Origin of the sequence: Brevibacillus borstelensis (genome assembly GCF_036700025.1) — a bacterium.
Taxonomy (GTDB): Bacteria; Bacillota; Bacilli; order Brevibacillales; family Brevibacillaceae; genus Brevibacillus; species Brevibacillus borstelensis.
Genome location: NZ_CP144922.1, coordinates 3765001 through 3777935, shown reverse-complemented (window position 1 = coordinate 3777935; position 12935 = coordinate 3765001). Strand labels below are relative to the sequence as shown.

Below are 12935 nucleotides of genomic sequence, written 5' to 3'. Positions count from 1 at the left end.
CCTTTTTTCCCTTGGAAAGAAGGAATATCTCGTCGAATAGAGTAATACTAGGGGTAGTAACCAGACAGAACCGGGGTGATTGGTCATCGAGCTTACCAAACGACAAGAGCACATCATACAGATCGTGAAGGATGAGGGGCCGATTACCGGTGAGCAGATCGCGGAGCGGCTGAATCTGACCCGGGCTACTCTTCGCCCAGACTTATCCATCCTAACGATGTCAGGTTATTTAGAAGCCAGACCTCGCGTCGGTTATTTTTATGCGGGCAGACCGGCTGGCTCGATCATTAGTGAACGGCTTCACAAGCTTCTCGTCAAAGACTACAAGGCGATGCCCATCGTCGTATCTGAATCGGCTTCTGCCTACGATGCAATCGTGACCCTTTTTCTGGAGGACGTAGGCACTCTTTTTGTGGTCAACCAAAAAGGCTTCCTGGCCGGTGTACTCTCGCGCAAGGACCTGCTTCGAGCCTCGCTCGGAAACAAGACCCTTGAGGATGTGCCCGTCGGGATCATCATGACCAGGATGCCCAATATTGTCACCTGCGGGCCTGAAGAGACGCTTTACGCGGCGGCGAAGAAACTGATCGACTTCCAAATCGACTCGCTGCCAGTAGTTCGTCCCGGACAGGGAGAGGACAGCAAGCATTGGGAGCTATTGGGAAGAGTGACGAAAACGACGATTGCCAAGGCATTTGTCGAATTGGGCAGCGAGCCGAAAGTGTAGGAGGAGAAGCGATACAATGGATCAAAGAGGACAGCTTATTTATGTGGTTTCAGACTCTATCGGCGAAACGGCGGAACTGGTCGTGCGCGCAGTAGCCAGCCAGTTTGACCGCTTTTCCATCGATGTACACAAGTATCCATACATAGAGGACAAAGAATCAATCGATGAAATTATCGCCTCTGCAAAAGAGATGAATGCGATGGTCGTGTTTACCCTCGTCGTGCCAGAGCTGAAAACGTATATCGTCGAGCAGGCGCAAAAGCACGGCATCCGTACGATTGATGTAATGGGACCGCTGCTGACAACGCTGCAGGAGATGCTGCATGAACCGCCTACCGGAAAACCGGGTTTGGTCAGGCGGCTGGACGAAGAGTATTTCCGCAAGGTGGACGCTATCGAGTTCGCGGTCAAATACGATGACGGCCGCGATCCCCGCGGGCTGCTGCGTGCGGATGTCGTGCTGATCGGGGTGTCCCGTACGTCCAAGACACCGCTCTCGATGTATTTGGCGAACAAGCGCTTGAAGGTGGCAAATGTGCCGTTGGTTCCAGAAGTGGAACCGCCGGAAGAGCTGTTTCAGCTCCCGCCCGAACGCTGCATCGGACTTACCATCAATCCCGAGCAGTTGAACGGCATCCGCACGGAGAGGCTGAAGGCTCTCGGTCTTACCGCACAAGCCAATTACGCCAATCTGGACAGAATCAACGAAGAACTGGCGTATTCGCAGAAAATCATTCAACGTGTCGGCTGCCCTGTCATCGATGTCTCCAACAAAGCGGTAGAGGAAACAGCCAATATCATTTTGGAAATCATCCGCAAGAATAATCTTCGAAAAGAACATAGGTCTTAAGAAGGGTTTTGACGTTTTTTGTAGAATAAAAGAGAATTGCCTCCTTTTCAAAGGAGCGCTCGGAAGGCGTTTACCGCCTGCGAAAATGTGGAAAAGTAGAAAAGAAGAAAAGAGTAGCGTTTTCAAGAAGGAAAATGACGAATTTTGACGAACTAAATAACCTCATTGCGTAATTTATAAAAAAGGTGGAAAGACATGGCTGGTCCCAATTCAGCTGATTTTGTGAACCAAGTCCGTGCCGCTGTTGACATCGTAGATGTAGTAGGAGAGTATGTACAGCTGCGAAAAAGCGGTCGCGCTTTTCTAGGCTTGTGTCCGTTCCACTCGGAAAAGACACCCTCCTTTAATGTCAATGCGGAGCGACAATTTTTTCATTGCTTTGGTTGTGGGGCAGGCGGAGATGTCTTTTCCTTTTTAATGAAGCTGGAGCAATTGACATTTCCCGAAGCCGTCCACAGGCTTGCTGAACGTGCCGGGATCGCGGTGCCCCAGGCGCAAGAGGAGGAAGAAGCGGCTCCGGAAAAAAAGGCCAAGCAGATTATGCTTGAGGCCCATCAGCTCGTAGCTAAGCTCTACCATTACGTCCTTACGGAAACGCCGTATGGCCATGAGGCGATGAAGTATTTGCAAAAGCGGGGAATATCACGGCAGACGATCGATGAATACGGGATCGGTTTTGCCCCGGACTCTTGGAACTTCGTCACTTCATTTTTGCAAAATCGACGTTTCTCGTTGGACCTGATGGTTGAAGCAGGGTTGCTTGCAAAAAGTGAAGCCGGCAAGATTTTCGACCGGTTTCGCGGGCGCGTTATTTTTCCGATCCACGATTCACAGGGAAAAGTAATCGCTTTTGGTGGGAGAGCATTGGACCCATCAGCGCCTGCCAAGTACCTAAACAGTCCGGAAAGTCCACTCTTCAGCAAGAGTACAACACTATTCAACCTTCATCGCGCTCGCCCATATATCCGGAAGCGAAAACAAGCGTTGCTCTTCGAAGGATATGTGGATGTGATTTCAGTATGGCAAGCAGGCTTTCCCCAAGGGATTGCTACTTTGGGAACGGCTTTGACCGAGCAGCAGGCGAGAATGATCCGGCGCAATGCTGAGTCGGTTGTGCTTCTCTTTGATGGAGACGCTGCCGGTCAAGAGGCGACTGCGAAAGCGATCAACATTCTGCAGGAAGCGGGGGTCGTTGTCCGCATCGCTCCCTTGCCGCCCGGTACAGATCCTGACGATTACATTCGACAGCACGGAGCAGAAGCATTTTCTCAGCAGGTATTACTTCAGGCGATGCCTGTCACGGCTTTTCGTCTGAAACATTTGCGTGACAAGCACGTAATACAGGATGAGACCGATCAGAAGCAATTCATCGAAAAGGCGATTGAACTCGTAAACGAGCTGGACAGTCCGGTTGAACGGGACTTGTATTTGCGGCAATTGGCGGAAGAACACTCCCTGACCCTTGAAGCGATCAAGTGGGAGTCACGAAGGCTTTACAAACAGCAAAAAAGTGACAGACAAAGGGATAAAGTAACGCCAGCATGGAATAATAGTATAAATAATGGCAAAGTTACGCTCGCAAAAACACTGCCCCCCGCTTACCATACAGCCGAACGCATGCTGCTGGGCTATATGATGCGCAATCGGCATATCGCGGATCGGGTTCAGGCTGAGTGTACCGGTTCGTTCCAAGTAGATGAACACGATGCATTGGCAGCCTATTTATACGCATATTTCGCAGAAGGACATCAGGAAGATCCTGGACAGTTTATACATTACCTGCAAGACGAACCGTTAAAGCAATTAGCCTCGGGATTGGCCATGATGGAGTGCAGAGACGACGTATCTGATCAAGAGATCGGGGACTACATCAAGCAAGTAAATCACTACCCGAAGCGCACCGAGCTGGAGCAGCTGCGTGAAGAACTACGAACTCTTCACATGAAGGCATCTGCAGCGGACAGCGAGGAAGCGCGTAGAGAACTGGAAATTCAAGCTGCCGTCGTAGGGATGAAGATTCTTGAATTGGAAAATGCTTTAAAAGAAGGGTAGCATCAGATCATTCCCGGGGAAGGAGGGATAGTAGATGAACAAACAAAACATCACTTCAGACATGGAAGCAGCGTCCATTGAACAAGTGAAGGAACAACTGGTCGAATTAGGCAAGAAACGCGGTGCGCTGTCGTATAAAGAAATCATTGATCGCATTTCGGGATTTGAGCAGGATTCCGACCAGATGGATGAGTTCTTTGAATATCTGGGCGATCAAGGAATCGAGGTCAACAATGACAGCGAGGACGACGAAGAAGTGGACGATATGATCATGAAGGATGAGGAAAACGAGGAGTTCGAATTCGACGATCTCTCCGTGCCGCCCGGTATCAAGATCAACGACCCTGTGCGAATGTATTTGAAGGAAATTGGCCGTGTTCCTCTACTCTCCGCTGAAGAGGAGATTAAGCTGGCAAATCGCATTGAACAGGGTGATGAAGAAGCAAAACGTCGTCTGGCTGAGGCCAACCTGCGTCTGGTGGTATCCATTGCCAAGCGTTATGTTGGAAGAGGCATGCTGTTCCTCGACTTGATCCAGGAAGGCAACATGGGCTTGATCAAAGCCGTGGAAAAGTTTGATTATCGAAAAGGCTTCAAGTTCAGTACGTATGCGACCTGGTGGATTCGTCAAGCGATTACCCGCGCTATTGCCGATCAGGCAAGAACCATTCGCATTCCGGTGCACATGGTAGAAACGATCAACAAACTGATTCGCGTTTCCCGCCAGTTGCTGCAGGAGCTGGGACGTGAGCCAATGCCGGAAGAAATCGCGGAAAAAATGGATTTGACGCCTGAAAAGGTACGTGAAATCATGAAAATTGCTCAGGAGCCGGTATCGTTGGAAACACCGATTGGTGAGGAAGACGATTCCCATTTGGGTGATTTTATCGAAGATCAGGACGCGCTGGAGCCTTCCGATGCAGCTGCCTATGAGCTGTTGAAAGAGCAGCTTGAGGATGTATTGGATACGCTGACGGATCGGGAAGAAAACGTACTGCGCCTGCGCTTTGGTCTTGATGACGGGCGTACGCGGACACTGGAAGAAGTAGGGAAAGTGTTCGGCGTTACGCGTGAGCGCATCAGACAAATTGAGGCAAAGGCACTTCGCAAACTTCGTCATCCGAGTCGCAGCAAACGCTTAAAAGATTTTCTGGAATAACCGATATAGGAAATATGTGGCCTACGTTAGCCTGCGTAGGCTTTTCTTTTTCCGATCTCAGGCCAACCCGTCAAGACAAAGGAGGGTCTCGCGTTGGACGACCAGCGCAAGCGTGTCATCATTTCCGAAATCGAAAACTGGCGGCGCAATCATTTGCTGCCCGAACATTACTGCATTTTCTTGTTAAATTTGTATACGGAAGGAGACAGGCCGCAATCGTCAGAGATGGCAAGAAAGGGCAGCGGCGGAAGTATTGCCTCTGGCTATGGGCAAGTTGCAGCGACGTCACAGGGAGCTGTAGCAAGAGGGACGAAAGCAACGGCCCCGTATGTATCAGGAAGTGCTGCTCCCATATCAGGTAAAATGATTCTGTCCTGGCTGATTGGCGCTTTTTTGATCGCTGGGATCATCTTACTTGCTTTTCATTTTAACCGTTTTACCCCCCTAATGCAAATTGCCATCTTTGCCTGTTTCTCGTTAATTTGCTATATACTGGCATTCGCTTTTAGGAAATCATCGCCACTTGTCACGCATTTGCTATTGGGACTATCCTTTGTAGTACTGCTTTTAGGCGGTTTTTATATGATTCACGAGTTGGGCGGCCCGCTATCGGTCATGCTGATCTATTTGTCAATTATTTCCATACTGCTGTGCATCAGCGCATTTTTGTTCGGGTTTCCCTATCTTCTGTACTGCGGGGTTTTGGCCCTGGCTCTCGTATATGGAGTAGCGACGGTGGACCGGGTAGGGGACGGGTATACATGGTGGAGATCAGAGCTGTATTGGGTACCGATCGCCGGTCTGATGGTCGGATTAGGCTTCCTCGTACACCAGAACTACCCAAAATGGGCAGGCGTTTTTGCGATTTGCGGCATGATTGCTTTCTTTGGAGCAGAGGTGCAATCTCTTTATATTCCGACAGCCCGGCAGGATCTGATCCAAATGCTGTTGTTTATCAAGGTATTTCTCAGCTCCGCTTTCTTCTTTTTTACCCGCGGGTACTGGTATCAATGGCTTCGTTTATAGAGGGCTCCTGCAGGGGCCTTTTCCCTTTTCTGCGCATTCTTGCTACAATAGACGTGGAGTGGAGTAAATCATCGGGGTGAGAGTTTTGAATAAAAAAATGTGGGTGCTGACAGGGATTCTTCTGGCGGCGGTTTTCTTCGGATTTGAAGCATTCGCGATGGTCGTAAGCATGAAGACATACAACATAGGTTACATACTGGGAGGAGCTTCATTCTTTGGAGCGATATTGATGGGAGCACGCAATGAATAGGCGTGCTTTCTTATTTAAGAAGTTGTCGTATTTTTTTGAAAAGGCGTACACAGAGCAAAGGAATATGGTGTATAATGGAATTGCAAACTGAACAAACGCTCAGTCGGAATTATCCATCTATGTCCAAGCAAATGAAAAAACGCTTTCAAGGGGGCGGATCAATGATGAATTTTGATTTGAATACCGAACAGCTGATGCTGAGAGACATGGTTCGGTCATTTGCCGAGGAAGTGGTTGCGCCGGGGGCAGATGAACGCGATCGGACGAAGGCTTTCCCAACTGATATTTTCGAGAAAATGGCGGACTTGAGCCTGATGGGCCTTCCTTTCCCCGAAGAATACGGCGGTGCAGGGGCTGACAGCATCAGTTTTGCGATTGTCGTGGAAGAGCTGAGCCGGGTTTGCGCTTCGACCGGTATCACCTACTCCGCTCATATTTCCTTGGGTGGTGCGCCGCTCGCCATGTTCGGGAGCGAGCAGCAAAAGCAGGAGTACCTGACAAAAATATGCAGCGGTGAAAGCCTGGGCGCATTTGGTTTGACGGAGCCGAATGCGGGATCGGATGCTGGCGGGACGAAAACCACGGCCGTTCTGGATGGAAACGAGTGGATCATAAACGGCGCCAAATGCTTTATTACGAATGCTTCCTATGCCAAGTTTCTCGCATTGACTGCTGTAACGGATAAAGCAAAGGGAACACGGGGGATCACGGCGTTTATCGTTCCCACTGACGCACCGGGCTTCACCGTATTGAACAATTACGAGAAGCTGGGCTTGAACAGCTCCAACACGACCGAGCTCATTTTGGAAAATGTGCGGATACCGAAAGACCATGTGCTCGGACGTGAAGGGGAAGGCTTCAAGCAATTCCTGATTACATTGGATGGCGGACGCATCGGTATAGGTGCGATGGCGGTCGGAATTGCGCAGGCAGCCTATGAAAAAGCGCTTCAATACGCAAATCAGCGCACTGCATTTGGCCAATCGATTTCCCGTTTTCAGGCGATTCAGCACAAGCTGGCAGACATGGCCATGCAGATTGAGCTGGCTCGGAACATGGTTTACAAAGCAGCCTGGCTGAAGGATAACCAGCGCAAGTTCACCAAAGAGGCGGCCATGGCCAAGCTGTATGCTTCGGAAGTCGCCATGTCCGCGACCCATCAGTCCATCCAGATTCACGGCGGATACGGCTATATGAAGGAGTATCAGGTCGAGCGCTTTTTCCGCGACGCCCGTTTGCTTGAGATCGGGGAAGGAACGTCTGAAATTCTCCGCAATGTCATTGCACGTGAAATCGGCTGTTAACACGCAAAAATTTTGCCTCGTCTTGACAAAAGACGGGGCTTTTCGCGTTTTTTTGCATTGGGAAAATAGGAACAAATAGGGTAGAATAAAGGCATTGGAAGGAGAAAGAGCTTATGACAACATGGATGATATCCAGGCGATTGCAAACGATTGCCCGTTTTTGCCCGAAGGGAGCCCGCGTTGCCGACATCGGATCGGACCACGCGTTATTGGCTTCTTATTTGATTAGGGAAGAAATTGCTTCGTTTGTCGTGGCAGGCGAGCTGAATGAAGGTCCCTACCAGGCAGCGCTGAAACAAATACATACGATACAAGCCGAGGACAAGGCATCAGTCCGCAAAGGCGACGGCCTGTCTGTCCTGAAACCGGGTGAAGTGGATGTCGTCTGCATCGCCGGAATGGGCGGACAGCTGATCGTTTCCATTCTATCTGCGGGTGCAGACAAGCTTGAGGGCGTCAGCCGACTGATTCTCCAGCCGAATGTCGGGGAGGAGCATGTGCGCCGCTGGTTTGTGGAAAACAATTGGCAGCTCTCTGCGGAAACAATCATGGAGGAAGACGGGATCATTTATGAAATTCTGGTAGCAGACAAGGGAGACGGAATGATCCCATATCGAAACAAGGACCGTTCACCTGAGGAATTGCTGCGCATCGGTCCCTTTCTTTGGGAAGAAAAGTCGCCCGTCCTGGCAAAAAAGTGGATGAGCGAACGTGAGAAGTGGACGAAGGTGCTGGAGCAGCTCAGTCGCTCGGACAAACAAGAGGCGGCCGTACGTGCGGCGCAGATTAAAGAAGAACTCGAATGGATCAATGAGGTGATAGCATGTTTGCCCACGGACAAACCGTAATTCAATATGTGGAAAAGCTCGCACCCAAAGCGATGGCTCTGGAGGGTGACAAGATTGGACTGCATGTAGGGACCTTGCAAAAGCAGGTAAAAAAGGTAATGGTGGCGCTGGATGTTTTGGAATCTGTCGTAGATGAGGCCATCGCAGAGGGTGTAGACCTGATCGTCGCCCACCACGCAGTCATCTACCGGCCGCTGAAGCATCTGAGGACGGATATGGCTGCCGGAAAATTGTATGAAAAACTGCTCAAGCACGATATCGCCGTTTATACCGCCCATACGAATCTGGATGTAGCCGCAGGAGGCATGAATGACTGGCTGGCAGAAGCCATCGGACTCGAAAATGTGGAGATGCTTGACGTGAACTATCGCGAGACGCTGAAAAAGCTGGTCGTCTACGTTCCACAGTCCCATCGGGATGCGGTATTCCAGACCATTACCGAGGCTGGTGCAGGCTGGGTCGGCAATTACAGCCACTGCACCTTCCAGGCAGAAGGCACGGGAACATTCCTGCCGAGAGAGGGCACCGATCCGCATATCGGCAAACAGGGCGAACTGGAGAAAGTGGAAGAGGTTCGGATCGAAACGGTCGTGTCGTCCTCAAGGCAAACCAGCGTGATCAAAGCGATGCTGGCTGCCCATCCGTATGAAGAGGTCGCCTATGATCTGATTCCTTTGGACAACACCGGCCAGGCCCTGGGAATCGGACGCATCGGAAAGCTGCCCGAAACGGTTACGCTGCAGGAGCTGGCGCTGCAAATCAAAGAGCGCTTTTCGTTGCAGGGGCTTCGCGTCATTGGCGATTTGCATGCGCCTGTCAGAAAAGTAGCCGTTGTAGGAGGAGACGGCAGCTCGTATGTCTCCAAGGCTGTTTTTCGCGGTGCGGACGTCTTTGTGACAGGGGACATCGGATATCATACGGCCCATGATGCGCTGGCAGAGGGCTTGTTCATTATCGACGCCGGCCACAACATTGAAAAAATCATGAAAGAGAAGCTGGCAGCCTTTTTGCGTGATCGGCTTCAGGAAAATGGATACGGGACAGAGGTTATTGCTTCTCGTGTACATACAGATCCGTATCAGTTTTTATAAAAATTCGATGTGGAGATAAATACCGATCCCATCAGGGGGCCCGACTTGCTCCCTGGCTAGATGGCGCAGCGGCGGTCTCGTTGCTCATACAAGCCTATGCAAGCCAAACTGGTGTAGGGGGATTTTCGTGCAAAAAAAGAGTAAAGTATTAACCTGCGCACTGCTTGTCTGCAGCTTGCTCGTACCCTCGGCTGCAAGTGCTGCAAGCTCGTACATGCCGTATTCAGATATCAGCAAGCACTGGGCGAAATCGTCGATTATCAGAGGGGCGCAGTACGGCCTTTTTGCTTCCGGTGGTTCGATCGAGCGGTTTTATCCCAACCGCGAGCTGACGCGGGCAGAGTTTGTCGCCTTGATGGACAGGGTTTTCGTTGTCGGACAGCAGCACTTGTACCCGCTCACTTTTCTGTCGGAGCATGATGAGTTTGGAAAGGGAGAGGGTTTTGACGAGCCGTATCTTCCATATAAGGACGTCGACCGGCTGACATGGATGTACGGCCCGACATTGCGAATGTCGGTTCTGTTGGAGCGCTTGTATGGTCCTGGTGCGATCCAGGAGATTTTCCCGGGCCAGCTTTTTTCGCCTAATCAGCCAATCACCCGTGAAGAAGCGGCCAAACTGCTCGCCATTTATACAATGGAGACGGACCAACAGAAGGCGTGGAACATGGTCAATGAGTGGGGATGGCTCACAGGCAGACCGTCAGACAAATTAAAACGTGGAGAGGCAGCGGTTGTTTTTGACCGTCTGGTGCAGTTCTTGCAGAGAGATGTAATGCTGCCGCTGCTCGATTATGACGGCCAGAAGTTTCCGATGGTTCCGGAGGTTCAGGATATGTTCCCGCTGTTTGCCCCTTACACGGATCAGGTGACGGGGGACGATCAAATATACGTCAACGCTGCGGAAGCGATCCGGTTTCATGAAGATTCCGAGGAGACCTTCCGCGCTTTGCGCAAGCTGGCGGAAGGGACCTTTGACAATAAAGTGGGTGTGCACTATTACCTTAGCTGGGACCCTGACACCGAGATTGCAGATAATCTGGAGCATGCCTTCAAGGCGATCGACGCCTACTTCGATGATCGGATCGTTTTGCCCGACACCCTGCAGCTGTTAGTCGCCAATGTATATGACATGGCTTTGCAGACAGGTTCGACAGACCCGAAAATGTACGAGAAGATTCTCGAACGCCTCAACGGCTACGAGCAGAAAATCAGGAAAAATACGAAAGAGTCGGAAGCGCTGGCTATCTACCAAGCGGCGTTGGAAGTGAAGGTTGGCCATATGGACAAAGCCCTGGAGATATATCGTGCGTTCGCTCCTCATCACCAGGAAGCTTTGAAAAACCTGGTCTACTATCTCGTTCAAAACGAGCAGTTGTCAGAAGCGGAGGCGTTTCTTGCAGGACTGCAACCCAAAAAGACAGAAGTGGAAATCATCCAGCTTACTCGTCTCCTCCAGCAGGAATTGGCTATCGACTTGGAGCAAGCATCCATTGTGCGGGATCTGAGCTTTACGATGGGCCGCATGGAGAATTTGAAGGGATACAAGGCGGAAGGCGAAGCTGTTCTGAGGGGCTTTCTGGTGAAATATACGGAAGAGGTAGACCGTCTGAGCAAAGCTAGACATGCGACGGGAATTTATCAATCACCGCAAAAGCTGGTGCTCGACAAATGGGAAAGTTATACGGATACAGAAAAGAACATCAAGTATGAACGCAATTTTGATTCCGAAAGCTGGGAGCCTTCCAGGGTTGACCAGCAGGAATTCATGTCAGATTATGTGGCCGGTATGAGTGTCAAGGACCGGGCTCGTATCCTTGGGGCCAGATATTACAAGCAATCATTTGGAGAATACGACATCATCACCGAATGGATACCAGGCGACAAAATCGTGGAGGCTGCCCAAAACGTATCGCTCAATCACGGGAAGATCAAGAGCGTACCGGTCTACATGAACAAGTACTACATTGACAGTGACTCCGATCTGTTGGTGAAGCACGTTTGGCGTTATGAAGAAGTGTATAATACGCAAGAATACGTCGCCTACGCGGGAGAGGAAACGTACAAGACCCAGGTCGATGTACGGGTTTCCATTCCGCGAGAGGTCGTGAAAGGGGCAGCGCGATGAAGCGGATCTTCTCGTGGGTAATAGCAGCTTTACTTGTATTTGGAGTTTCTTCAGTCCATGCTGCCGATGGACCGTTTGCGGAAACAGCAGAGGTCTACCATCAAGTGCTGGACAATCATTTGAGCAGGCCCAGCGAAAAGCAGCTTGTCCAAGGCGCTCTTGAGGGAATTAAGAAGCTGGCGGAAAAAGAGAGCAACTTGTCTTTGCAGTATTCTGCTGAGGACGACACGCTAGAAGAATTGGAGCGGCGCCTGTCGGAGTGGAAGGATAAGGCGAAGCTCGATGCTTCCACGTTAAACCGTTTGGCAATCGAGGGGATGCTGTCAACCCTGGACGACCCTCACACGATGTTTTTTACAAAAGATGATCTGGAGCTTTTTCAAGCAGGTGTTGAAAATCAGCTAGTCGGCTTTGGCTTCCGTATGCGTTTTCAGAATGGGTTGATGCTGATCAGAGAGATCATTCCGAATTCGCCTGCCGCAGCCTCCGGGTTGAAAAAAGGAGATCAGCTATTGGCAGTAGATGGAGCTTCGCTGAAAGGCAAAAACGCCGAAGAAGCATATCTGATGCTCAGAGGGGAAGAAGGCACAGAAGCGGTTTTGACAGTGTTTCGGCCAGGAGAAAATCGGGAGCTTCAGGTGAAGCTCAAGCGCGCGGCGATTACTGTTCCTGAAGTGGAAGGGGGTCTCTTCCAAGACGGGAGGATTGGCTATATCGGTCTGGAGACATTCGGTTCGGAAGCAGCCGTCCAATTCCATGACAAACTCGACCAGATTACGAAGCAATCGCCTTCATTAAAAGGCTTGCTGGTAGATTTGCGCGACAATGGCGGCGGATACTTGTCGAGCGCTCGGGATATTGCCAGCTTGTTTATGGAAGAAGGACTCTTGATGTATACGACCAATCGCAATGGCGTAGAAGTGCAGACGTGGGTGCGAAATGGCCGGGATGTCAACTATCCTGTCCGCATTCTCGTCAATGAAGGGACTGCTTCCGCTTCAGAGCTGCTCGCCGGGGCTCTGCGGGATAACGGCATCGCCAAGCTGGTCGGCACCAAGACGTTCGGAAAGGGCAGCGCTCAGCAGATTATTCCCCTTTCAGAGGGAGATGCGCTGAAAATCACTTTGCATGAGTATTTTACGCCGAAGCATACAAAGGTGAATCACGTCGGGCTGGAACCGGATGTCAAAGAGGAAGACTATGCGGCACAAGTCGTAAGAGCTCTCCACTCGATCGGCGTAAACAGCTTTCAGCTGGAAGCAGAGGATGGAGACACTGTTGTGAATGGGATTGCTTTTGCTGCTGTTGACCCTCTGTTTAAGAAAGATGAACAGGGAAAATGGCTTATCCGTGCAAAAGTTCTCTCCAGTGTAATCGGCGATGAGTCGCTAGGTGCAAACGATTACGTAGACATCACGCCATATCTGCAAAAGTATCCGACTTTGCGGTTGGCGACTGACAAGGATGCTCCTGTATTAACGTATCAAGTGTCGGGAAGGT

Annotated in this window: 11 protein-coding genes (1 of these 11 running past the window's edge); all 11 read left to right on the top strand. The window is 50.6% G+C overall.

Annotation, left to right across the window (positions count from 1 at the left end; genetic code table 11):
• The first annotated feature begins 79 nt into the window (after positions 1 to 79).
• A complete protein-coding gene (locus V5G20_RS18200; RefSeq protein ID WP_003390601.1) occupies positions 80 to 727 on the top strand; it encodes a helix-turn-helix transcriptional regulator in 648 nt (215 codons plus the stop codon).
• Between the two features lie 16 nt (positions 728 to 743).
• The gene (locus V5G20_RS18195; RefSeq protein WP_003390598.1) at positions 744 to 1577 is read left to right on the top strand and encodes a pyruvate, water dikinase regulatory protein; all 834 of its coding nucleotides are present in this window, start codon (positions 744 to 746) and stop codon (positions 1575 to 1577) included.
• Between the two features lie 195 nt (positions 1578 to 1772).
• Positions 1773 to 3629, top strand: coding sequence for a DNA primase (gene dnaG / locus V5G20_RS18190; RefSeq protein WP_003390596.1), 1857 nt, complete (start codon positions 1773 to 1775; stop codon positions 3627 to 3629).
• A 34-nt stretch (positions 3630 to 3663) separates the two neighbouring features.
• Entirely contained in the window at positions 3664 to 4788 is a 1125-nt protein-coding gene (rpoD, locus tag V5G20_RS18185) for an RNA polymerase sigma factor RpoD (RefSeq protein ID WP_003390594.1), read from the top strand.
• 582 nt (positions 4789 to 5370) lie between these two features.
• Entirely contained in the window at positions 5371 to 5814 is a 444-nt protein-coding gene (locus V5G20_RS18180) for a hypothetical protein (protein ID WP_338461678.1), read from the top strand.
• An 85-nt stretch (positions 5815 to 5899) separates the two neighbouring features.
• Complete coding sequence (locus V5G20_RS18175; RefSeq protein ID WP_155808002.1) at positions 5900 to 6064, top strand: hypothetical protein; 165 nt, start codon at positions 5900 to 5902, stop codon at positions 6062 to 6064.
• Positions 6065 to 6228: 164 nt separating this feature from the next.
• Positions 6229 to 7368, top strand: coding sequence for an acyl-CoA dehydrogenase (locus V5G20_RS18170; protein ID WP_003390588.1), 1140 nt, complete (start codon positions 6229 to 6231; stop codon positions 7366 to 7368).
• Positions 7369 to 7481: 113 nt separating this feature from the next.
• A complete protein-coding gene (locus V5G20_RS18165) occupies positions 7482 to 8216 on the top strand; it encodes a tRNA (adenine(22)-N(1))-methyltransferase (protein ID WP_003390586.1) in 735 nt (244 codons plus the stop codon).
• Complete coding sequence (locus tag V5G20_RS18160) at positions 8192 to 9307, top strand: Nif3-like dinuclear metal center hexameric protein (RefSeq protein WP_338461674.1); 1116 nt, start codon at positions 8192 to 8194, stop codon at positions 9305 to 9307. The genes V5G20_RS18165 and V5G20_RS18160 overlap by 25 nt, the downstream gene beginning before the upstream one ends.
• Before the next feature lie 127 nt (positions 9308 to 9434).
• Positions 9435 to 11435, top strand: coding sequence for an S-layer homology domain-containing protein (locus V5G20_RS18155; protein ID WP_122958719.1), 2001 nt, complete (start codon positions 9435 to 9437; stop codon positions 11433 to 11435).
• Positions 11432 to 12935 carry the 5' portion of a S41 family peptidase gene (locus tag V5G20_RS18150; RefSeq protein ID WP_122958720.1) on the top strand. Its footprint extends 2 nt past the window's final position, so the window shows 1504 of its 1506 coding nt (coding positions 1-1504); it begins with the start codon at positions 11432 to 11434; its stop codon straddles the right edge of the window (only 1 of its three bases is visible, at position 12935). The genes V5G20_RS18155 and V5G20_RS18150 overlap by 4 nt, the downstream gene beginning before the upstream one ends.